Source organism: Actinomadura sp. NTSP31, from assembly GCF_041951385.1.
Taxonomy (GTDB): domain Bacteria; phylum Actinomycetota; class Actinomycetes; order Streptosporangiales; family Streptosporangiaceae; genus Spirillospora; species Spirillospora napierensis.
Genome location: NZ_JBGNUT010000007.1, coordinates 1 through 21,942, shown reverse-complemented (window position 1 = coordinate 21,942; position 21,942 = coordinate 1). Strand labels below are relative to the sequence as shown.

Sequence of the window (21,942 nt, the reverse complement as noted above, 5' to 3'; positions counted from 1 at the left end):
ACGAGCCTAGGTGGGACCGGCCGGCCGCGCGACGCCGCGAGGTGCGGCCACTTGACCGGAACCAGGGGTGGAAGCCGACTCTGGCGTTGTCGGCGGGTCGCTCGCCGGCTCGGCGCCCCTCAGGCGCCGAGCCCGTCGTGGGCTGCGGCTTCCGGCTCTTCGCCGGGCTGCGGGTCCGCGGACAGCTTGTTGTCGAAGCCGGCCACGATCACTTCGCCGGCGCGGAGTTCGTCGCGGGCACGGCGGACGGCCGCTTCCAGGACGGTGCCTTCCGCGGGGCGCGGGCGCTCCAGGTTCGTGGGCGAGGGCTGGGAACCGGGAAGGGAGACCGCGAGAACGCCCGACTTCGATGTGCTGCCATGAGTACCCGGCACGGCCGTCTCCCCCTCTTGTCACGCGAAATCAAAAAGGTGTCGCGCTCCTCTGCGGGCTCAAGGGCACCAGCCTAGTCCGGCGACGAGACGATCATAGGGACGGGGCACCCCCGCGAGGCGGTGATCGGGGGAAGACGCGCCGGGGTTTTTTCGGGGTGGGGTTGCCGGTGGCGGCGGGGGTCGAGGACGCTGTGGGGAGTCGGCGTCCCGGGAAGGGGGAGCGGTCCATGGGGGAGGTGGCGCGGGGGGCCGGGCGGGGCTGGCGGCCGGGGGGTCTGTGCGGGTTCCTGGTGTGCGACATCGCCGGGTTCAGCGCGGCGTCGCGGGTGGATCCGGTGCGGGTGCGGGTGCGGCGGGCGATGTACGAGGGGCTCGACCGGAGCCTGGCGGACGGTGCCGGGGTGCGGCTCGACGACTGCTACCACGAGGACCGCGGCGACGGGGTGATGGTGGTCCTTCCGCCCGACGTGCGGATCGAGCTGCTGCTGACGACGGTGGTCGAGCGGCTGCGCGCCGAGGTGCGGCAGCACAACCGGGCGGCCAGCGAGGCCGCGCTGATGCGGCTGCGGGTGGCCGTGAACGTGGGGCAGGCCGAGTCGGACGAGCACGGCGTCGTCAGCACGGCGCTGACGCACGCGTTCCGGCTGCTGGACGCGGCGCCGCTGAAGGAGGCGGTGGCCGCCGCCGCGGCGGGGATCGCGGTGATCGTCTCCGAGCGGGTGTACGAGGACGTGGTGAGCCACGGCCGGGGGCTGGTCGATCCCGGCGAGTACTACCGGGTCGGCGTCCGGGTGAAGGAGACCGCCGGCGACGCGTGGATCATGGTGCCGGGGACGCGGCCGGAGCGGCCGGCGGCGCCGGCGGTGTGGGAGGGCGGCGGGGAGCCGCCCGGCGAGCCTCCGCCGCCGGTGGAGGTGCCCGTGCCGATGCTGTTCCGGATGGTGGACGACCTGATGGACATCCCGCAGATGCGGAACGAGCGGGGCCGCGAGCAGCTGGTCGGGGCGCTGCCGGCGGTGATCGCGGGGGTGATCCCGCGGGCGCCGGAGGCCCGGGGGGACCTGTTCGCCATCCTGCGGACGTGCCTGGACTATCCGGGGGGCCTGCAGCAGTTCCTGCAGGCCGTCCGGGGGTTCGTGGGGGAGTCGATGGCGGTGCGGCGGCTGGAGCGGACGACCGCCCGGCTGCTGCTGCCGCCGGGCGGTCCCTGAGGTCAGCCCTTGGTGAGGGTGGCCATGGCGCGGTCCGGTTCCCAGTGGGCGCGCAGCGAGGTGATGAGGCCGGCGTCGTCGACGGTGTAGACGAGGATGCAGTCGATGGTCATGGTGGAGCCGTCGCCCATGGTGGTGGTGATGGTGGCCACGTTGGCGCAGCACGGGCCGTTGGCGAACGAGTCGGTGATCTCGAAGCGGAAGCCGCTGATGGTGGCGATGAAGGAGTCCCAGAAGGCGCCGATGCCGTCGTGGCCGCGGTGGCCGGCGCCGGCGGGGTCGAGGAAGGACGGGCCGACGGGGTCCTCGACGAGGGCGTCGGGGGCGAACAGGGCCAGCCACGCGTCCCGGCGTCCGGAGCCGACGGCGGTCATGGAGGCGCGGGCGGCGCGGCGGGCGGGGTGGTCGGCGTCGGGGGCGTGCCAGCTGAGGGCGTCCATGGTCGAACTGTAACGTGTTCTCGTTTTCCGGTCAGCCGTTCACCGTCGCGATGACCGACTCGGCGAACCGCTCCAGGCTCGCGATCTTCTTGTCCAGCGGCTCGGTGTCGGGGCCCTTGATGTAGGGCAGGCGGAAGCCGACGATCACGTCGGTGACGCCCTTGTCCTCCAGCCGCTTCACGCCGTCGGCGGTGTAGGCGTCGGGGGAGATGACGTGCACCTCGAAGGGCTCGCCGGCCTTGCCCTCGGCCTCGCGGATCCGGTTCAGCCGGGCCAGCAGGTCGTCGAGGTCGTCCTGCCCGCCGCCGTGCATCCAGCCGTCGCCGCGCACGGCGGCGCGCCGCAGCGCGCCCTCGCTGTGCCCGCCGACCAGGATCGGGATCGGCTCGGCCGGCGCCGGCGTCATCTTGATCGCCGGGATGTCGAAGAACTCCCCGTGGTACTCGAAGTAGCCGCCGGCGGAGAGCCCGCGGACGATGTCGACGGCCTCGTCCATCCGCTTCCCGCGCCGCTCCCACGGCACGCCCATCACCTGGAAGTCCTCCCGCCACGGGCTGAGGCCGACGCCGAGGCCGAGCCGCCCGCCGGTGAGGCAGGCGATCGAGGTGGCCTGCTTGGCGACCAGCACCGGCGGCCGGACGGCCAGCTTGAGGACGAACGGGGTGAACCGGAGGGTGCTCGTCACCGCGCCCATGGCCGCGATCAGCGTGAACGTCTCGATGAAGGCCTTGTCCTCGAGGAACTCCCGGTTCCCGTCGGCGGTGTAGGGGTAGGTCGAGTCGGACTCGCGCGGGTAGACGAGCGAGTCGGCCACCGACATGCTCGTGTAGCCGGCCGCCTCGGCGGCGCGGGCGAGCGGCAGGTAGAACGACGGGTCGGTCATCGCCTCGGCGTAGGTGAACCTCATGGCGACCGATAGTAGAACCGGTTTCAGTTCTAGGCCAGGGACGATCCCGCGGAACGGGCGGGCCGGTGCCCGCATCACGGCTTGTGCAAGAAATCACATGCCCCCCTTGCTCGTCCCTTCCGGGCGGTGGTTCGGTGGGGGGATGAGGAACAAGATCGCGATCGTGACCGGCGGGACGTCCGGGATCGGTAAGGAGATCGCGCGCGGGCTGGCGCGGGCCGGGTTCCTCGTCGGGATCGTGTGCCGCAGCGAGATGCGCGCCCGGGAGACGGTGGCCGAGCTGACCGCCGACGTGCCGGGCGCGCGGATCGAGACGTTCTTCGCCGACCTGTCGGCGCTGCAGGACGTGCGGCGGGTGGCGGCCTCGCTGGTGGAGCGGTTCGACCGGCTGGACGTGCTGGTCAACAACGCGGGCGTGCACATGATGCGGGCGAAGGAAAGTGCGGACGGCTTCGACCGGATGGTCGCGACGAACCATCTGGGGCCGTTCCTGCTGACGAACCTGCTGCTCGGGCCCCTGAAGAAGGGCGCGCCGTCGCGGATCGTGGTGGTGGCGTCCGAGGCGCACCGGTTCGCCGGGCGGCTGGACCCGCGGCGGATGGCGGAGCCGGGCGGCTACCGGGCGCCCGGGTCGCTGCGGGTGTACGGGCGGTCGAAGCTGATGAACATCCTGTTCGCGCAAGAGCTGGCGCGGCGGCTGGAGGGCGACGGGGTCACGGTGAACGCGATGTGCCCGGGATTCGTCGCGACCGGGCTGACCAGGGAGATGCCGGGCAACGCGCGGATCGGCGGGCTGCTGTCGCACACGCCGGTGATGCGGACGCCGGCGCAGGGCGCGCGGATGGCGCTGAAGCTCGCGCTGGACGAGGAGTTCGAGGGGCGCACCGGCGGCTTCTACAGCTCGACGCCGGGCGCCGGGCTGGTGCCGGCGGCGGGACCGCTGAAGGACGAGGTGCTGCGCCGGGCGGTCTGGGACCAGTCGGCCCGCCTCGTGGGCCTGCCCTCTCGCTAGGCTGTGGGCGTGTGAACCCCGTCCCCCCGAACCAGCCCGCACCGTGGAACCGGCCTCCCGGGCCGCAGCAGCCGATGCCGAACTCGCCCGGTCAGCCGTCGGGGCCGCCGGCGCGGCGGCGGGCCGAGCCCAGGCCGTCGGCGATCAAGGACCTGTTCAACGGCGTCGGCTACCTGCTGCGCGGCATCGGCTGGACCGCGCGGCACCCGGCGCAGTGGGCGTTCGGGCTGATCCCGGCGCTGATCGTGCTGGCCGCCTATGCCGCGGCGCTCGTCACGCTGGCGTTCTACCTGGACGATCTGGCCGGCTGGGTGACGCCGTTCGCGGACGGCTGGTCGGAGGCGGTGCGGACGTCGGCCCGCGTGATCGCGGGAATCGCGATCTACGGGGCGTCGGCGTTCCTCGCGGTGCTCACCTTCACCGCGGTGACGCTGCTGGTCGGCGACCCGTTCTACGAGGCGATCGCGGTGCGGGTGGAGGAGGCGCAGGGCGGCGCCCCGCCGGATCCGGACGTCCCGCTCCTGGTGCAGATCGGCCGTGCGATCAAGGACGCGGCGCTGCTCGGGATCGTCGCGGTGCTGTTCGCGGTGGTGTTCTTCGCCGCCGGGTTCCTGCCCCTGGTCGGGCAGACGGTGGTCCCGGTGATCGCGGCCATGGTGTCGGGCTACTTCCTGGCGGGCGAACTGACGTCGATCGCGCTGGAGCGGCGCGGGCTGCGGCGCCGGGAGCGGTTCGCGCGGCTGAAGGCCGACCGGCCGCTCGTGGTCGGGTTCGGCGCCGCGACCTTTGTGGTCTTTCTCATCCCGCTCGGCGCGGTGCTGGCGATGCCGGGGGCGGTGGCGGGCGCGACGCTGCTGGCGAGGGAGCGGCTCGCGGATGACCCCATGGTCACAGCCGGTCACGCCGGGGTCGCCGGCCAGGGCTGAGGCGATAGGAAGATGTGTCCTCAGCGTGACGGTCTGTGGAACGAAATGAATGATCTTCGCGTACCGTGTTCCGCATGTCCGATCAGGGGGAGCGCGGTGCGCGCTGGACCGACATGAGCGAGAGCGACGCGGCGGAGCGGCCGGCGGCGCCGGACGCGCGACGCGCGACCGGTCCGCAGGTGGTCTCCTCCGAGCCGAAGATGCCCGAGGTTTTCATGCCCGCACCGCAGGGCCGGACGGAGTTCTCCGAGGCCGGCGGGGAGTCGCCGCACGACGTCTGGGGCAAGGTCGAGAGCGGCGCCCCGGAGCCCGAGTCCGATCCGGCGTACGAGGCCGAGCCGGAGTCCGGCGCCGCGGCGGAGGCGTCCCGGCCCGCGTACGAGGCGGAACCCGCGCCCGCATACGAGGCGGAACAGCCCGCGCCCGCATACGAGGCCGAACCCGCGTACCAGGCCGAGCCCGGATATCCGGCGGGGTCCGGATACGAGGCGGGGCCCGCGTACGAGGCACGTGACGACCGGGCGGCCGAAGCGGAGTCCGGGCGCGAGCCCGAAGCCGCGGCGGGCGGTTCGCTGCCGGACGCGGAGGACGTGCGCGTCGCGCCCGTCCCCGCGCAGGAGCAGGAGGAGCGGCCCGAGCGCGGGCAGGAGGCGCCCGGCTGGGAGGGGTCGCTGTTCGAGGACGGCCCCGGCGGCGGCGCGGACGAGACGCCCGCGGTCCAGGTCGGGCTGGCGGGCCCGGCGAAGGCCGGCAAGCCGAGCAGCGGCAACTGGCAGATGCCGGACTGGATGGCCGACGAGGCCGCGGCGGACGCCAAGCTCGGCGGCTCGCCCCGCGCGTCCCGGGACCCGCTGGACGAGGGCGGCGGCCGGTCCCGGCTGGTGCTGATCGGCGGCGTGGGCCTGCTGGTGGTGGCGCTCCTCGCGGCCGGCGGCGTCTACTACATGACGCACCGGAGCGACGACGCCGCGGCGGACACCGGCGCGAAGCCGGGGCCGGCGGGCGCCGCGCAGCGGCCCGAGGAGCCGCGGGTCACGGTTCCGGCGGACAAGCGGCTCAAGCGGTTCGCCGGCAAGCCGAGCCGGATCCTCGGGGTGCTGACGGACGCGGCGTCCGGGCTGTCGTACCCGCGGCTCGCCGCGCCGTGGCAGCTGCCGACCAAGAAGAACAAGCTGAGCACGCCGGGCTGGTCGGGGCAGCAGATCGTGGTGACCGAGCGGCACGGGCAGCAGATGTGGTACGGCCAGCTCCTCACCGGGACGCTGGCGCCGACGCTGCTCGGCGCCTACCAGGGGCCGAAGAGCGTCAAGAAGACCACCGCGCTCGCGGCGCAGGGCTACGAGGAGCAGTACTACTCGTTCCCGCACAAGTCGGCGCCGCTGGCGTCGCAGCCGCTCGACGTCGGCGGCCACAAGGGCTGGCTCATCGCGTCGTACCTGACCTACAAGCGCGCCGGGGTGCGGGCGAGCGGGGAGATCGTGGCGACCGCGGTGATCGACACGGGGCGGAAGACGCCCGCGACGGTGTTCGCGTCGATGCCGAACACGCACAAGAAGCTGTGGCCGGACCTCAACGAGTTCCTCGGGCGGCTGAAGGTCGCGGCCTGACCCCCCTTAAGTACCGAATGCCGTTCTAATAGGCTGGCTCCGATCCCCGACGGAGAGGTGCGGTCATGGCGATCGGGTTGACGGAGGAGCACGAGGCGCTGGCGGCGTCGGTGCGCGGGTTCGCCGAGCGGAACGTCCCGCCGCAGGCCCTGCCCGCCGGCGACGTGCGCGCCGCCGGCGACGTGCGCGCGGACGACGCGCGCGAGGCCGGCGCCGGGTTCTGGCCGGCGCTCGCCGGGCAGGGGCTGCTCGGGCTGCACCTGCCCGAGGACGCCGGCGGCCAGGGGTTCGGGCTGCTGGAGCAGGCCGTCGTGCTGGAGGAGCTCGGCCGGGCCCTCGCGCCCGGCGCGTACACGCCGACGGTCCTGGCCTCGGCGATCCTGCACGCCGCCGGGGCCGGAGCCGGAGCCGGCGGCGAGGGCCTGCTCGCCGGGCTCGCGGACGGCTCCCGCAAGGCGGCCGTCGCCCTGTCGGGCGGCCTGGACGCCGACGGCACCACGGTGTCCGGCACGGTGCGGCCCGTCCTGGGCGCGCCGCTCGCCGACGTGTTCCTGCTCCCGGCCGGAGACCGCTGGGTGGTCGCCGAACGGGACGAGGTCACGGTCGGGGAGCTGGAGTCGCTCGACATCACCCGCCCGGTCGGCTCGGTGACGGTGGACGGCCTGGACGTCCCGGACGGCCGCTTCCTCGACGCGCCCGACGCCCGTGCCCTCGCGGTCGTCCTGCTGGGCGCCGAGGCGTGCGGCGTGGCGGGCCGCGCCCTCGACGACGCCGTCTCCTACGCCAAGCTCCGCGAGCAGTTCGGGCGCCCGATCGGCCAGTTCCAGGGCGTCAAGCACAAGTGCGCCCGGATGCTCATCGCGGTCGAGCGCGCGAGGGCCGCCGTCTGGGACGCGGCGCGCACGTTCGCCGACGGCCCCGAGCAGCGCGCCTACGCCGTCGGGGTGGCGGGCGCGCTCGCCGCCGACGCGGCCGTCATGTGCGCGGAGGGCAACATCCAGGTCCACGGCGGCATCGGCTACACCTACGAGCACGCCGCCCACCTCTACTACCGGCGCGCCCTCACCCTGCGCGCCCTGCTCGGCCGGGCGAGCGGGTACCGCGCCGACGTGGCGGAGCTCGCGATCGGCGGCGTGCGCCGCCCGATGAGCATCGAGCTGGGCGAGGAGGCCGCGCCGCTCCGCGAGGAGATCCGCGCCCGCGTCGCCGAGATGGCCGCGATGGAGCCGCTGGAGCAGCGCGCGGCGATGGCGGAGGGCGGCTGGGTGACGCCGCACCTGCCGAAGCCGTGGGGACGCGACGCCGGGCCGCTGGAGCAGATCGTCGTCCAGCAGGAGCTGAAAGCGGCGAAGGTCAAGCCGGTCCCGCTGATGATCGCGGCGTGGGTCGTCCCGTCGCTGGTCCAGTACGGCACGCCGGAGCAGCAGGAGCGGTTCCTGCCGCCGACGCTGCGCGGCGAGATCATCTGGTGCCAGCTGTTCTCCGAGCCGGGCGCGGGATCCGACCTCGCCGGGCTGCGCACCCGCGCGGAGCGGGTCGAGGGCGGCTGGCGGATCAGCGGCCAGAAGATCTGGACGTCCCTGGCCCGCGAGGCGCAGTGGGGCGTCTGCGTCGCCCGCACCGACCCGGACAGGCCCAAGCACGACGGCATCACCTACTTCATCGTGGACATGGCGTCCGAGGGCATCGACGTCCGGCCGCTGCGCGAGTGCACCGGCGACGCGGTGTTCAACGAGGTGTTCCTGGACGGCGTGTTCGTCCCGGACGACCGGGTCGTCGGCCCGGTCAACGAAGGCTGGCGCGTCGCCCGCAACACCCTCGCCAACGAGCGCGTCGGGCTGACCAGCTCGTTCCAGCTCGGCGGCGACGTGCCGAAGCTGCTGGGCCTCGCCGCCGAGCTCGGCCTGGACGGCGACCCGCTCGTCCGCGACGGCATCGGGCGGCTCGCCTGCGACGAGCACGCCTTCAACCTCCTCGGCCTGCGCGCCACCCTCAAGCAGCTCTCGGGCACCGACCCGGGCGCGACCGCGAACGTGCGGAAGCTGGTCGCGATGGAGCACGGCCAGCAGGTCACCGAGTTCGGGTTCACCCTCCTCGGCGAGGAGGGCGCGCTGACCGGCGGCTGGAAGGACGGCCTGCGCCCGCGCTGGACCCGCTACCTGCTGGCGTCCCGCGCGATGACGATCGGCGGCGGCACCACCGAGGTCAACCTCAACGTGATCGGCGAGCGCATCCTCGGCCTGCCCCGCGACCCCGAACCCGCGGCCGCACGCCGGGACGGCTCCGGCTGACCGGCCCCGCCGGCGAAGCTTCTCCGGGCCGCGGGCTCCCCAGCACCAGGGGGCACAGGGCACACTGGGGTGGCATCGCCGTCCATGGAGAGCGCAGATGTCAGTGATCGACGGCCGGACGCCCGCGGGGGACCGGCCCGCCGCGGCCTACGGGGCCGCGCCGTCGCAGGCGACGCTGCGGACCCTGCCGGACCCGCCCGCCCTCCAGGACGCGCCGTCGAGCCCCGGCGGGACGTCGCACCTGGTCGCGCTGGACGGGATCCGCGCCGTCGCGAGCCTGATCGTCGTCCTGCTGCACACCGCCTTCGCCACGGCCATGGCCGCCGACAACACGATGGTCTGGCGGGTGATCTACAACGGCGGCGTCGGGGTGCCGATCTTCTTCGCGCTGTCCGGGCTGCTGCTCTACCGGCCGTGGGCGCGGAACGCGATCGAGGGCGGCACCCGCCCGGACGCCCGCGCCTACCTGTGGCGCCGCGGGCTGCGGATCCTGCCGACGTACTGGATCGTCCTCGCGGTCGGGCTGATCGCCTTCAGCCCCGGGCACGCCGCCTCGCCGCGCGCGTGGCTGGAATGGGCGACGCTGACCGAGCACTACGACCCGAACCCGTGGTGGGACGGGGTGGGGCCGCCCGGCCTCGGGCCGGTGTGGAGCCTGTCGGTGGAGGTCAGCTTCTACCTGCTGCTGCCGCTGCTGGCGGTGGGGCTGCGGTGGTTCGCCGTCCGGGGCGGGCGGGCCGGCGTCGACGAGCGGGCGCGCCGCCTGCTGATCGCCCTTCTCACGCTGACCGCGCTGTCCTACCTGACCACGATGGTGCTCCGCGCCACGGTCGAGTACGAGACGATGTTCTACTACGAGCATCTGCTGCCGAGGTCGCTGCTCTACTTCACCCTGGGGATGGCGCTGTCGGTCGTGTCCGTCTGGGCCAAGGCGCGCCCCGGCACGCAGGTCGCGCGCCGCGCCGCCATCCTCGGGTCGATGCCGGGGGCCTGGTGGCTGATGGCGCTGTGCTGCCTGGTGCTGGCCTCGACGCCGATCTCGCTGCCGTTCCAGGACGTCCCGCAGAACGCCCCGCAGTACATGGTCAGCGGCGCGCTCTACCCGCTGATCGCCCTCGGGGTGGTGCTGCCGGCCGCGCTGGCCCCCCGCAACCGGGTCACCGTCGCGGTCCTCGGCAACCGGCTCGTGCGCTCGGTCGGGCTGATCTCCTACGGGATCTACCTCTGGCACCAGCCGATCATCCAGGCCTGGTACGACATCACCGGCCGGCCGCTGTGGCACCGGGACTTCTGGGTGCTGTTCCCCGTCACGATGGCCGGCTCGCTCGTCGTGGCGACGGTCAGCTACTTCGCGGTGGAGAAGCCCTTCCAACTGCTCCGCGACCGGGGCCCGGGGCGGCGCCGCGCCGGCCCGGCCCGGAAGGCGGACCCGCCGCCTGCCAGGTGATCTGAAGTCCGCCGCCGCCGGCCGGGTCCGGCAGCCGGTCGGGCGGCGGCGGGGCCGGCGCGGCGGGCGCGTCCGGCTCGTCCGGCGGGGCCGGGCGCGGTCCCAGCACCGAGATCAGCAGGCCGAGGGCGACCAGGCAGAGGACCTCGGGCGCGGTCTCGGTGAGCAGCCGCCAGGGCAGCGTCCGGCCGTGCAGGTCCAGGTAGGTGCCCGCGCCCTGGAGCACGGCGGCGGCCAGCACCGCCGAGACGATCGCGGCGGGACGCAGGTCGCGGCGCCGCCGCAGCAGCACCCCGAGCGCGCACGCCGCCGGGACCGCGACCATCCCGGCGGGGCCGCCCACCCAGAAGCCGGCGAGCGCGGCGATCGCCCAGCCCGCGGCGCGCGCGACCCGCCCCGCATCGAGGGGCGGCGCGGGGGACGGCCGCCCCGGGACGATCGCCAGCACCGCGATCAGCAGCACCAGCAGCAGTCCCGCGACGAGCGTCAGCCGGTAGCCCCGGTCCGGCGCGTAGGTCAGCTTCACCGTGCCGGACTCGCCGGCCGGCACCAGCCACGCCTGCCGCCATCCGTCCAGCCGGACGGACCGGAGCTGCTTCCCGCCGAGCGCGGCGACCCAGCCGTCGTTGTGGTTCTCGTCGAGTTCGAGGTAGGCGGGCTGGTCAGCGGCGTCGACGGCGATGGACCGGCTGTGGGCGTTCCACTGCTCGATCCGCGGGGCGGCGGCGGACGCGGCGGTCCCCTGGGACCCGGACGCCAGCACGGCCGAGACGATCCGGTACGGCGACACCGGGGAGATGCTCAGCCGGTTCTCGCCCTGCCCGACGGGGACGCGGCCGCACGCCGCGTAGCGGACGGGGGCGCCGTCGAGGAGGTCGGCGGCCGTCCCCCCGACCAGGCGGGTCCGGACCGTCCGCCCGCCGAGGTCGAAGGACGGGCCCGTGCCGCACTTGGTCCGGAGCGGCAGCCGCGACGGCGCGCCGAGCGGCCGGACGCCCGGGACGGTGACGTCGGTGACCTGGACCCCCGGGGCGTTGGGGAAGGTGATGGCCAGCGTGCTGGTGCGCATCGGCGCGAACCGGAACACGCCGGCGCGGTCGACGATCCCGTCGCGGGTGGTGTCGTCCCCGGTCAGGACGACCTTCTGCGGCTGCCCGTAGGGCAGCCGGACGGTGATCTTCGACAGGTCGATCTTCCTGCCGAAGCGGATCGTCAGCCGCGGGGCGGCGTCGTCGCGGCCGGCGATCCAGGTCGTGCGGGGGTCGCCGTCGAACGCCGAGCGCGCCATGTCCGCCGGATGCTGGACGTAGGTGGAGGACGCCGCGACCCGGACGCGGCCGGAGGTGGTCGCCGCCGCGATGATCTTCGGGTCGGTGAGCACCGCGGAGCCGGTGAGGGTCCGCGACCCCGACGCGGCGGCGGTGAAGATCCGCTCGAAGGAGCCGCTCTCCCCGCGCCGCGCCAGCTGCGGGTTGCACGTCCAGGTGGCCGGGCCGCGCATGCAGGCGTCGGCGTGGCCGTCGGTGCCGGTCAGCACGGTGGTGCCGCCGGTGGCCGCCGGGGCGGCGATCGCGCGGCGGGCGGTCACGCCCGGCACGTCCAGGTCCGCGATGGCGACCCGCCCGCCGGTCCGGGACGGCCCGGCGAGCCCGGTGACGCGGATCCGGACCCAGCTCGTGGTGCCGCCCCGCGCGGGCAGGGACTGCGGCCGCCCCGCCACGGCGACGCGGTCGCGGACGCTCCCGGCCTCGGTCTCGACCGCCACCTGCGTCACGGCGGGGCCGAGGAAGTCCGCGTCGCCGAACGTCGCGGTGACGTGGTCGACCGGGATCGGCCGGCTGAACCGGACCTCGAGCCACTCGCCGAGCGCGCCCTTCCAGCCGGAGGACGTCCACTGGGTGGCCGGGTCGCCGTCCAGCGCCGAGAACGGCTGGTTGCTCTGCGAGTCGTGGTTGGACGGCGCCGTGACGTCGGACGCGGACGACGAGGCGGTGACCGACGCGATCCCCTCGTACCGGGCGACCGCCTGGTAGTCGTCCCAGCCCGGCGCGAGGACGTCCTTGACCCGCGACGTCCCCTTGTAGGGCTCGCCGGCGGCGAGCGTGGGGGACTCGCCGTCGCGCAGGTCGGAGAAGTTGACCTCGCGGCGGCGCAGCGTGTCGGTGACGACGGTGTCGGCGGCCGGGATCGCGTCCGCGCCCGGGTCGTCGTTGAAGACGACCGGCCGGTCGCCGTCGAGCAGCCCGGCGTCGGCGAGCGGCAGCAGCGCCTCGGGCCCGCCGATCACCCGCAGCGGCCGGTCGGCCGGCACCGTGCTCGCGGCGGGGAACGCGTCGGCGACCTCGTAGACCTCCAGCGCCCGGTAGGGCTGGTCGAAGGACCCGACGGCGTCGGCCGGGCCGGGGTCGCCGACCGGCCCGCCGAACGCGGCGCGCTGCACGATGCCGGGCGAGCGTTCGAGGGCCTCGTGCACGCGGGCCGGCCACGCCCCCTCCAGCTCGGCGCGGTTCAGGTCGTTGCGCACCAGCAGGAAGCGCACCCCCATGCGCGCCAGCACCTTGGTGAGCCCGTCCGAGCCCTGGCCGGTCGCCAGCCGCTGGTCGATCGCCCGGGTGAGCCGGGCGGCGCCGGCCGACCCGTACGGGACGGCCGAGCGGTCGGCCCAGCTCACCGACAGCAGGGCCTGGAGCGGGTCGTCCATGGCGCGTCCCCACTGGAAGTCCGCGAACGGCACGCCGGGCACCGCCATGGTCGTGTTGAGGCCGCCGCGCTCGTTGATCCAGTCGGCGGCCTGCCGCCAGTAGGCCGGGACCGGGTCGGGCATGTTGGCGTTCGCGGTGGGGCCGGGGTTCAGCATCGGCACCGCCGCCAGCGCGACGGCCGCGATCGCCGCGAAGCCCGCGTTCGGCCGCTTCCACCAGGGCGCACCGGCCGGAACAGCGCTCACCAGCCGGGCCAGCCCGAGGACGAGCGGCAGCCGGACCAGGGCGTCGAACTTGTGGATGTTGCGGAGCGGCGCGAGCGCGGTGTCGAGCAGGTCGCGCAGGGTGTCGGCGAACGGCGGGGCGAGCGGCCCGTGGTGCCCGGTCGCGATGAGGACGACGCCGAGGAGCAGCGACAGCACCAGGAAACCGCGGTCGGGCAGCCCCCGGCGGCCCAGCCCCAGCAGCCCGAACGCGGCGACCGCGCCGGTGACCGCGACGAGCCACGGGACGGTGGACGCCGCGTGCCCGGCCGGCCACCACGGGTTCGTGTCGACGGGCAGGAACGCCGTCCACGAGGACGTCCCGCGCAGGGTGTTCGCCAGCGACGTCGTCTGCGTGGTGGTGGTGGCGCTCTCGGTGTAGTCGATGAACGGGAAGATGTGCCGGCCCATCAGGTACGCCGGGACGAGCCACCAGACCGACGCCGCCGCCGTGCAGGGCAGCCACCATCCGAGCAGCCGCCACTTGCGCGGCCCGCGCGCCCTGGTCAGCAGGTAGAGGAGCGGGACGACCAGCACCGCCGCCTCGGCGGCCGCGTTGATGCCGCCGCAGCACACGACGGCGAGGGCGGACAGGGCGGCGGCGCGGCGGGTGCCGCCCGTGCGGGCGCCGCGCACCAGCGGGATCAGGATCCACGGCAGCATCGCGGTCGGCAGGAACTCCGAGGAGTTGACGCCGAGGAGCAGTTCGGCGCGGGGCGCGAGCGCGTAGGCGAACCCGGCGAGCAGCCGCCCGCCGGGGCTCCCGATGCGCATCTCCTCGGCCAGTTTCACCAGGCCGGTGAACGCGACGACGAGCACCAGCCCGAGCCAGAGCCGCTGCGTGACCCACGGGGGCAGCCCGATCCCCTTGCCGAGCAGGTAGAACGGGCCCATCGGGAACAGGTAGCCGTACGCCTGGTTCTGCACCTGCCCGAAGTAGGACGTGGCGTCCCACATGTTCAGCGCCCGGGCGAGGAACCCGCCGGGGTTGAGGGCCATGTCGAGCTTGGTGTCGGGCAGGATCCGCTTCGGCGCGATGGTGAACGCCACGGTGAGCAGTAGCAGCGACGACACGAGGAGGCGCATGCGGTCGCGCATCCGGGCGTCCGGGTCCCGCCCGGTGCCGTCGGCGGAAGGTGCTGCGGGGCCGGTCCAGCGGAGCGGTGCGGTGGCCGTCACAGCTCTCTTCCGGGGACGCCGGTGAGCAGCTCGGTCGGGGTGGCGGCGCGGATCCCGAGGACGGTCTCGCCGCGCGCCGCCGCGGCGCGGGCGAGCGCGGCGGGGCCGGTGTTCTCCACCAGGACGGTGCGCTCGGCGGCGCCGGCCGGTCCGGGGCGTCCGAATGTGGCCACGTAGGCCGGGCCGCCGGGGCGGCGGCGCGCCGGCACCCTCCGCTGGGCCAGGATCAGCCGGGCCATCCGGTCCCCGGTGGCCGTCCAGGAGAACAGCCCGGCCCAGTGCACGCAGGACTCGCGGATCTCCGCGCGGCGGACCGGGTCGGAGACCTCCTTCAACGCGCGCTCGACGACCGGCGCGAGGTCCTCGTCCGGGCCGGCGAGCCAGCCGGTGACGCCGTGCCGGACCGCCTCGCGCAGCCCGTCGACGTCGTGGGCGACCGTCGGCACGCCCAGGGAGGCCGCCTCGAGCACCGACAGGCCCCAGCCCTCGAAGCGGGAGGCGGTGATGTGCAGGTCGGCGCCGGCGAGCAGCGCGTCCTTGCCGGCGGCGGGCAGGTAGCCGTGCAGCCGCACGGTGTCCTGGAGGCCGGCCGCGGCGATCTGCGCGGCCAGCGCGGGCTCCTCGTGGCCGCGGCCGATGACGTGCAGCCGCAGCCCCGGCCACCGGTCGCGCAGCCGTGCGGCCACGTCGATCACCTCGTCCACCCGCTTGGTGGTGACGAGCCGGCCGACGCAGGCGAGCACGGGCCCCGGGGCGGTGTCCGGCGGGGTGCGGCGGCCGCGCGCCGGGCCGGGGGACGCCGGGTGGGCGCCGTTCGGCACGATGAAGATCGGGCCCCGCCAGCCGAGCCGCTCCCGCATCGCGGTGGCGGTCGAGACGGAGACGGCCACGGCGGGGTGCCGCCGGTAGACGAGCCGGGCGACCGGCCCCTCCAGCGCCTTGCCGAGCCAGGCCAGCGGCGCGGGGAAGTAGACGAAGAACTGGCGGCCGTGGACGTGGTGGACGAGCAGGAGCACGCGCGTCCGGCGGTGGAGGACGAGCGGCGACAGGTACGGGATGCCGTTCATGCAGTCGACGACCACGTCGAAGTCGCGGCGGTGCCGCAGCAGCCACGCCATCGTCAGCGGGTACCGGGAGTACTTCCCGCCCATCCGGCTGATCGTGATGCCGTCGCGCTCCTCGCGGCGGGCCTGGCCGGCCTCACGGCTGGTGACGAAGTGCACGCGGGCGCCGCGGTCGCGCAGCTGCCGGCTCATCTGCCAGGCGTACTCCTCGGCGCCGCCGGCGGCGCGCTGCCAGGGGTCGCGCCAGTTGACCATCGCCACCCGCAGCCGGTCCAGGCTCGGCGCGGGCTTTTCCGGGGCCGGGCGCGGGTGCAGCGAGCACCGGGCGTGCGCGGCCGCCTGCCCGGTACGGCAGAGGCAGTCCGGCGGCGGTCGCACCCGGGTAACCCGCCGGTCAGCGGGTGCCGTAGTTGTACAGCGGCTTGACCTGCGGGTTCGGGGTCTTGGTGGCCACGTGCACGACGGCGATGGACGTCCCGCCGGCGAGCAGTACGCCGATGACGGCAGCGATCAGGATGCGCATGCGGGGGGCTCCCTACTGGCTGGTACGCGGGGGGTGCCGCCCAGACTAGTGGCATAAATAGACATTGACCACAATATGAGCAGCAGCGTCAGAATATCCGCGCCGGCGACCGGTGCCACGTCCGTGCTCGCGGGCCCCGGGGGCGGCGCGGATGATCCCAGCTGGAACACGGTGAGGTGCCGGCCGGACAGCACGATCCGGGCGCCGCCCAGCCGCCCGGCGAGCGCGTTCTCCTCCGGGTCGCCGACCCGTTCCAGGACGACGTAACGGTACCCGGATCCGGCGAGCGCCGGGGCCAGCGCTCCCCGGCCGCGCAGCAGGGCTTGCGCCCGCCGCGCCGCAGGGGCCTCCGCGGCGAGGGCCCGGTTCCCGACGCGGAGCCCGTCGTCCCACACCACCTGCCGGTCCAGGACGCGCGGCAGCGGGTCCAGCACGGTGCGGCCGTGGTTCCAGGCGTAGCGGCGGTACCCGCCCCAGGGCAGGTCCAGGACCCGTCCGGGCGCGGGGTCGGCATTGATGATCGCGCGGGCGGCGGCCCAGTCGGCCGGATAGTGCACGGCGCGCAGGTTCCCGGCGGCGCCCCAGGCCAGCGTCGGCAGCAGCGCCACCGGCGCGACCGCCAGCAGCGCGGCCAGCGCCGGGTACGCCCGGCGGAGCAGCTCGGCGACGAGGAAGGCGAGCCCGACCGCCTCCAGTAGAGCGAGCGGCGCGATGTAGACCTGCGCGTCCCGAAGAACCCCGAACCCGGGCCACAGCCCCACCAGCCCGCGCAGCGCGGCCCGGCCCGGCCCGGTGATCCCCGCGCACGCGATCACGAACCCGGCCGCGGCCGACACCGCGAGGCCGCGCAGCCGCGGGTCGGCCGAGCGCCGCAGCAGGACGCCGAACCCGATGATCGCGAGCACCGAGAGCACGAGCCTGCCCCCGGCCGTCGGCAGGCTGCCGAACCCGGCCGGCACGACCTCGGCGTTCCAGATGCCGCCGAGCGACAGCAGGCTGCCGAACGCGCCGAACGGGGTGTCGGCGCGGGCGGCGAACAGGTCGACGCCGGCCGGGTCGCTGCTCGCCCGCCCGCTGCTCAGCAGGGCGGGCACCAGCCAGGGCAGCGCCACACCCGCCAGGGCGAGCGCGGTGAGCAGGGCGGCGCGGGCCCGATGCCGCCGACTGTGCCCGGCGACGGCGACGGCGCCGCCCGCCGCGACGAGCGCCGAGACGTCCCAGGCCGCGAACCCGCCGACCGCCGCCGGGACCAGCGCGCGGACGAGCCCGGCGAAGCCCCGGCGCGCCGTCACGCCGGTGGAGGCGTGCAGCACCCACGGCAGCCCCGCGTAGCCGAGCAGCAGCGCCCAATGCCCGAGCAGCAGGCGCTCGGCGACGTACGGGTTCCACACGTAGGCGACGGCCGCGGCGATCCGGACCACCGTGCCCCGCTCGCGGACGAGCCGCGCCGCGCCCGCCCCCGCCACCGCGAAGACCGCCAGCAGGACGAGCTTCTGCACGAGATCTGCCGGGAGCACGGCGGCCAGGCCCGCGACCACCGCGTCGCTCGGGACCTGCCTGGGGAACCCGCCGGCGAGGCCGAACATGGCGTCGTTCGCGGCCGGGTGCGGCACGAACACCATGTCGTAGGAGAGCACGTAGCCGGGGGCGAGCCCGGGGCCGACGGCCAGGCACCCGAGCACGAGCGCCACCAGCCCGGGCGCGAGCGCGGCCGGGCCGGGCAGGCGCGCGCGCAGCCGCGCCGCCCGCCCGGGCGGACGGCCGCCCGGGTCAGCGCGCCGGCCGGCTCGATCCGCCTTCCGCAGAGTGACCTCCGGCTTCAGTTCGGCCTCCGGGATGGGACGTCGGGACGGGCCCCGCCGGCGGCCGCGGCGCCGCGTCGTCCGGGGGGAGCAGGCGCGCGAGCCCGGCGACGAGCACCAGGGCCGCGATGTTGTAACCGAGGGTATGCGCCACCGCGTGCATGGCGGCCGACGGGCCGTGCGGCCCCCCGGCGAAGAAGATCAGGCCGGCGACGGCGGCGCCGAGCGCGGCGCCGAGCTGCCCGGCCGAGTTGAACACCCCCGACGCGGCCCCGGCGTCGCCGTTCGGCACCTCCCGCATGCTGATGTGCGGCAGCAGCGGGATGATCATGCCCATGCCGACGCCGGTGACGAACAGCCACGGCATCACGTCCCGGCTGCGCGTCGCGTCCTCGGCGGTGCTCACCGCCGCCATCAGGGCGAGGAGCCCGGCGGCCATGACCGCGGCGCCCAGCCCGACGAACCGGCGGCCCGCCGCGTGCCCGTGCCAGTTGGTGAGCTGGGACGTGCAGCCGATGCCGAGCGGCAGCGCCAGCGTCGTCAGCGCCGTGTGCATCGGGGTCCACCCGAGCCCGCCCTGCAGGCCCCAGGTCAGCGTCAGCAGCAGGCAGGTGGTGCCGGACATCACGACGGCGGTGAGCGCGGTCCCGGTCGAGAAGCAGCGGCGCCGCAGCAGGTGCGCCGGGACGAGGACCACCTCGCCGCGGCGCTCGCGGCGCCGCTCGTGCCGGGCGAACACCGCCAGCGCGGGCGCGCTCAGCAGCAGCGCGCCGACCAGCCAGGGCGGCCAGCCGAGCGCGCGCCCCTCCACCAGCGGCCCGATCAGCAGCAGCGACGCCGCGGCCAGCAGCACCACGCCGAGCGCGTCGCGGCGGCCCGGGCGGCGGTCGCCGGCCCGCCCGTCCGGCGGGATCCACCGCCACCCCGCGACCATCGCGGCCAGCCCCACCGGGACGTTGACGTAGAAGATCGCGCGCCAGCCGAGCCCGCCGACGTCGGCCGAGACCAGCAGCCCGCCGATCAGCGGCCCGCTGACCGTCGCCACCCCGAGGACGAGCCCGGTCAGGCTGAGCGCGGTGGCGCGCCGCCGCCCCGCCGGGAACCGGGTCGTGATCACCGACATGGCCTGCGGCACCATGATCCCGCCGAACAGGCCCTGGGCGCCGCGGGCCGCGATCAGCATCGCCGGCGTCGCCGCGGCCCCGGCGAGCGCCGAGGCGGCCACGAAGCCGCCGACGCCCGCCAGCAGCATCCGGCGCCGTCCGACCAGGTCGCCGAGCCGCCCGCCCGCGACGAGCGTGATCGCGAAGCACAGCGCGTAGGCCGCGACGACCCACTGGCCGATGTCCCCGGAGGCGCCGAGATCGCGCTGGATCCGGACCAGCGCCGTGTTCACGATGGAGACGTCGACGGTGTCCATGAACGCCGCCGGGAGCACCGCCGCGAGCGCCGGCCAGTGCCGGGTGGGCGGACGGGTCACCATTCGGGGGAGCCCCTGACGTCATCGGGCCGATATAAGTGCTTCGTGTAGTGTTGCGTCGCGCCGGATGGCCGCGTTCCCGTTGCCGGGGTCGTCGAGTGTAACGGCAGCTTCCTGGAGGTGAAGATGAGGCGATCCGCGCTGATCCTCATCGGTCTGGGCGCCTTCTTTCTCTCCCTCGCGCCGCTCGTGCGCTTCTATGTCGCCGACCGCGTCGTCCTCGCGCCGCTGAACCGCTACCAGCTGACCCATCTGGAATCGCCGAACAGCACCTATTTCGACGCCGCGACGCTGAAGACCAAGACCGGTGTCACCCTGCGCGCCGACAACACCGTGCGCGGCGACGTGCGGGCCAACAACGGCAACAACAAGATCGCCGTCTGGGACTCCAGCACCAATATCTTCGACGAGTCCAAGCCGGACGACCCCGTGCAGATCCAGAACTACCGGATCGCCTTCGACCGCCGGACGGGCGTTCTCGTCAACTGCTGCGGCGTCAACGTGGACGGCGACAGCACCGTGCGCATGTCGGGATACGGGCTGCTGTTCCCGATCGGGGACGTGGAGAAGCGCGATTACCCGTTCTACGACATGACCACCAAGCAGCAGGTGCCGATGCGCTTCGGCGCGGTCGAGCGGATCCACGGGCTGGCGACCTACCGCTTCACCCAGCAGATCCCGCTCACCAAGACCGCCTCGGTCGACACCGAGATGCCCGGCGAGCTCCTGGGGCTCGGTAAGGGCAGCAAGAGCCAGAAGGTGGACCGCTACACCGAGGCCTACAACACCGCCTGGGTGGATCCGCGCACCGGCGTCCCGGTCAAGCACCGCGAGAACATCCGCAGCTGGGTGCAGACGCGGGACGGCAAGGGCAAGATGATCGTCGCGCAGGCCGACCTGGTCACCGTCGACAAGGACCAGAAGAGCCTGGTCGAGATGGCCGACGGCGAGGCGCTGAAGATCGACATGGTGCGCAGCTACGTTCCGGCGGGCGCGGTGCTCCTCGGCCTGGCGCTGCTGCTCACCGGCGGCGTCCTCGGACTGGGCCGCGACCGCACGCCGCCGCCGGTCGAGGCGCCGCGCCGCGCCGACGGCAAGTTCGGCGACGCCGGCCCGGCCGGTCCCGCCGGTCCTGCGGGTCCCGCTAGCCAGGCCGACCCGGCCGCGCCGGGCAAGCCCGACGCTCCGGCGTCCGCCGCCGCGGCGCCGCCCGGCTCGTTCGCGGACGCCGCCGCCGCCAAGCCCGCGGCCGCGTCCGGCGCCGCGGCGCCCCAGAAGGGCGCCGAGCCGCAGGCCCGCCGGACGCCGTCCGACGGCCGCCAGCGGCGCCTGCCGTCCCGGCGGCGCTGAACCCGCCTCCTCCTCGCCGAGGCCCCGCGGCCCGTGCCGCGGGGCCTTCACCATGCCCGACGGCCTCGCACGCTGATACGTGTTCTAGAAGCGGCCCAGGCTCCCGGACCTCCTGTTCGGCACCCGTCCGGCGATTTCGACAACTAGAACCTGTTGCAGTTTTGCTCGGACCCGCCTAGGGTCGAGACCGTGCGGACACGAGTCACCGAACAATTCGGCATCGAGTACCCGATCTTTGCGTTCAGTCACTGCCGCGACGTGGTCGCGGCGGTGAGCCGCGCCGGCGGCATGGGCGTCCTCGGCGCCCTGTACTTCACCCCCGAGGAGCTCGAGCTCGAGCTGAAGTGGATCGACGAGCACGTCGGCGGCAAGCCCTACGGCGTGGACGTGGTGATGCCCGCCAAGTACGAGGGCGCCGACCTCGGCGACGCCGACGAGCTCGTCGGCAAGCTGCAGGGCATGATCCCGGCCGAGCACCGCAAGTTCCTGGAGGAACTGCTCACCGAGCACGGCGTCGAGCCGTCCACCGAGAGCGCGAGCAAGGTGCTGCTCGGCTGGACCGACCAGACGGCCCGGCCGCAGGTCGAGATCGCGCTCAAGCACCCGATCGCGCTGCTGGCCAGCGCCCTCGGCCCGCCGCCCGCCGACGTCGCCGAGCTGGCCCACCAGCACGGCGTCAAGGTCGGCGGCCTGGCCTCCAACGCGCGGCACGCCCGCAAGCAGGTCGAGGCCGGCGTCGACATCATCATCGCGCAGGGCACCGAGGCGGGCGGGCACACCGGGGACGTCTCCACGATGGTCCTCATCCCCGAGGTCGTGGACGCGGTCGGCGAGGACACCATCGTCCTCGCGGCGGGCGGCATCGGCCGCGGCCGGCAGATGGCCGCCGGCCTCGCGCTCGGCGCCGACGGCGTCTGGACCGGGTCCATCTGGCTGACCGTGGACGAGGCCGACACCCCCGAGCGGGCGCTGCCGAAGCTGCTCGCGGCCACCTCCCGCGACACCGTCCGGTCCCGGGCCTGGACCGGCAAGCCCGCGCGCTTCCTCAAGACCGCGTGGACCGAGGCGTGGGAGAGCGAGAAGTCGCCCGGCTACCTGCCGATGCCGATGCAGTTCATGCTGATCGCCGACGCGCTGCCGCGCATCGCCCGGTCCGGCGACGGCGAGCTGGTGACCTTCCCGGTCGGCCAGATCGTCGGCTCGATGAACCAGGTGAAGCCGGCCGCGCAGGTCGTCTACGACCTGATCGAGGAGTACGTCGAGTCCATCGAGCGGCTCAACACCATCACCGAAGGCTGACCCCCGTCAGGGCAGGGACGGCGGCCGGGGCGCGAGCCCCGGCCGCCGCCGCGTTCCCGGGGGTC

At 74.8% G+C, this 21,942-nt stretch carries 16 protein-coding genes; 8 read left to right on the top strand and 8 right to left on the bottom strand.

Going from position 1 to position 21,942, the window contains the following annotated elements; genetic code table 11:
• Positions 1 to 119: 119 nt before the first annotated feature.
• A complete protein-coding gene (locus ACA514_RS13895; RefSeq protein ID WP_375041515.1) occupies positions 120 to 374 on the bottom strand; it encodes a hypothetical protein in 255 nt (84 codons plus the stop codon).
• A gap of 227 nt (positions 375 to 601) precedes the next feature.
• Here ACA514_RS13895 and ACA514_RS13890 point away from each other — a divergent pair, with 227 nt between their 5' ends.
• The gene (locus ACA514_RS13890) at positions 602 to 1,585 is read left to right on the top strand and encodes a hypothetical protein (RefSeq protein WP_375041514.1); all 984 of its coding nucleotides are present in this window, start codon (positions 602 to 604) and stop codon (positions 1,583 to 1,585) included.
• Positions 1,586 to 1,587: 2 nt separating this feature from the next.
• Here ACA514_RS13890 and ACA514_RS13885 read toward each other — a convergent pair whose 3' ends face one another.
• On the bottom strand, positions 1,588 to 2,025 hold the full coding sequence (locus ACA514_RS13885; RefSeq protein WP_375041513.1) for a nuclear transport factor 2 family protein: 438 nt from the start codon (positions 2,023 to 2,025) through the stop codon (positions 1,588 to 1,590).
• Positions 2,026 to 2,056: 31 nt separating this feature from the next.
• Entirely contained in the window at positions 2,057 to 2,932 is an 876-nt protein-coding gene (locus tag ACA514_RS13880; RefSeq protein ID WP_375041512.1) for a TIGR03619 family F420-dependent LLM class oxidoreductase, read from the bottom strand.
• Positions 2,933 to 3,074: 142 nt separating this feature from the next.
• Between ACA514_RS13880 and ACA514_RS13875 the strand changes: the two genes are divergently transcribed.
• The 5 genes from ACA514_RS13875 to ACA514_RS13855 all read left to right on the top strand — a co-directional run bounded on the left by ACA514_RS13875 (position 3,075) and on the right by ACA514_RS13855 (position 10,215).
• Entirely contained in the window at positions 3,075 to 3,944 is an 870-nt protein-coding gene (locus tag ACA514_RS13875; protein WP_375041511.1) for an SDR family NAD(P)-dependent oxidoreductase, read from the top strand.
• An 11-nt stretch (positions 3,945 to 3,955) separates the two neighbouring features.
• Positions 3,956 to 4,870, top strand: a complete 915-nt coding sequence (locus ACA514_RS13870; protein ID WP_375041510.1) for an EI24 domain-containing protein — start codon at positions 3,956 to 3,958, stop codon at positions 4,868 to 4,870.
• Positions 4,871 to 4,944: 74 nt separating this feature from the next.
• On the top strand, positions 4,945 to 6,477 hold the full coding sequence (locus tag ACA514_RS13865; RefSeq protein WP_375041509.1) for a hypothetical protein: 1,533 nt from the start codon (positions 4,945 to 4,947) through the stop codon (positions 6,475 to 6,477).
• 65 nt (positions 6,478 to 6,542) lie between these two features.
• The gene (locus ACA514_RS13860; RefSeq protein WP_375041508.1) at positions 6,543 to 8,768 is read left to right on the top strand and encodes an acyl-CoA dehydrogenase; all 2,226 of its coding nucleotides are present in this window, start codon (positions 6,543 to 6,545) and stop codon (positions 8,766 to 8,768) included.
• Between the two features lie 97 nt (positions 8,769 to 8,865).
• Positions 8,866 to 10,215, top strand: coding sequence for an acyltransferase family protein (locus tag ACA514_RS13855; protein ID WP_375041507.1), 1,350 nt, complete (start codon positions 8,866 to 8,868; stop codon positions 10,213 to 10,215).
• On the opposite strand, the gene ACA514_RS13850 is transcribed toward ACA514_RS13855, so the two are convergent.
• From ACA514_RS13850 to ACA514_RS13830, 5 genes are all read right to left on the bottom strand, one after another.
• On the bottom strand, positions 10,109 to 14,359 hold the full coding sequence (locus ACA514_RS13850; RefSeq protein WP_375041506.1) for an alpha-(1->3)-arabinofuranosyltransferase family protein: 4,251 nt from the start codon (positions 14,357 to 14,359) through the stop codon (positions 10,109 to 10,111). The two genes, ACA514_RS13855 and ACA514_RS13850, sit on opposite strands and share 107 nt — an antisense overlap.
• Positions 14,356 to 15,801, bottom strand: a complete 1,446-nt coding sequence (locus ACA514_RS13845; protein WP_375041505.1) for a glycosyltransferase family 4 protein — start codon at positions 15,799 to 15,801, stop codon at positions 14,356 to 14,358. The genes ACA514_RS13850 and ACA514_RS13845 overlap by 4 nt, the downstream gene beginning before the upstream one ends.
• Positions 15,802 to 15,817: 16 nt before the next feature.
• On the bottom strand, positions 15,818 to 15,946 hold the full coding sequence (locus ACA514_RS13840) for a hypothetical protein (RefSeq protein WP_375041504.1): 129 nt from the start codon (positions 15,944 to 15,946) through the stop codon (positions 15,818 to 15,820).
• A complete protein-coding gene (locus ACA514_RS13835; protein ID WP_375041503.1) occupies positions 15,934 to 17,628 on the bottom strand; it encodes a hypothetical protein in 1,695 nt (564 codons plus the stop codon). The genes ACA514_RS13840 and ACA514_RS13835 overlap by 13 nt, the downstream gene beginning before the upstream one ends.
• An 88-nt stretch (positions 17,629 to 17,716) precedes the next feature.
• Entirely contained in the window at positions 17,717 to 19,231 is a 1,515-nt protein-coding gene (locus ACA514_RS13830; RefSeq protein WP_375041502.1) for an MFS transporter, read from the bottom strand.
• Between the two features lie 123 nt (positions 19,232 to 19,354).
• Between ACA514_RS13830 and ACA514_RS13825 the strand changes: the two genes are divergently transcribed.
• Both ACA514_RS13825 and ACA514_RS13820 read left to right on the top strand, forming a co-directional pair.
• Positions 19,355 to 20,578, top strand: a complete 1,224-nt coding sequence (locus ACA514_RS13825) for a DUF3068 domain-containing protein (RefSeq protein ID WP_375041501.1) — start codon at positions 19,355 to 19,357, stop codon at positions 20,576 to 20,578.
• Between the two features lie 189 nt (positions 20,579 to 20,767).
• Complete coding sequence (locus tag ACA514_RS13820) at positions 20,768 to 21,877, top strand: NAD(P)H-dependent flavin oxidoreductase (protein ID WP_375041500.1); 1,110 nt, start codon at positions 20,768 to 20,770, stop codon at positions 21,875 to 21,877.
• Positions 21,878 to 21,942: the final 65 nt, after the last annotated feature.

Coding starts and splice junctions, on each gene's coding strand:
- ACA514_RS13890 (WP_375041514.1), top strand. CDS start 602: ATGGGGGAGGTGGCGCGGGGGGCCGGGCGGGGCTGGCGGCCGGGGGGT.
- ACA514_RS13885 (WP_375041513.1), bottom strand. CDS start 2,025: ATGGACGCCCTCAGCTGGCACGCCCCCGACGCCGACCACCCCGCCCGC.
- ACA514_RS13880 (WP_375041512.1), bottom strand. CDS start 2,932: ATGAGGTTCACCTACGCCGAGGCGATGACCGACCCGTCGTTCTACCTG.
- ACA514_RS13875 (WP_375041511.1), top strand. CDS start 3,075: ATGAGGAACAAGATCGCGATCGTGACCGGCGGGACGTCCGGGATCGGT.
- ACA514_RS13865 (WP_375041509.1), top strand. CDS start 4,945: ATGTCCGATCAGGGGGAGCGCGGTGCGCGCTGGACCGACATGAGCGAG.
- ACA514_RS13860 (WP_375041508.1), top strand. CDS start 6,543: ATGGCGATCGGGTTGACGGAGGAGCACGAGGCGCTGGCGGCGTCGGTG.
- ACA514_RS13855 (WP_375041507.1), top strand. CDS start 8,866: ATGTCAGTGATCGACGGCCGGACGCCCGCGGGGGACCGGCCCGCCGCG.
- ACA514_RS13840 (WP_375041504.1), bottom strand. CDS start 15,946: ATGCGCATCCTGATCGCTGCCGTCATCGGCGTACTGCTCGCCGGCGGG.
- ACA514_RS13830 (WP_375041502.1), bottom strand. CDS start 19,231: ATGGTGACCCGTCCGCCCACCCGGCACTGGCCGGCGCTCGCGGCGGTG.
- ACA514_RS13825 (WP_375041501.1), top strand. CDS start 19,355: ATGAGGCGATCCGCGCTGATCCTCATCGGTCTGGGCGCCTTCTTTCTC.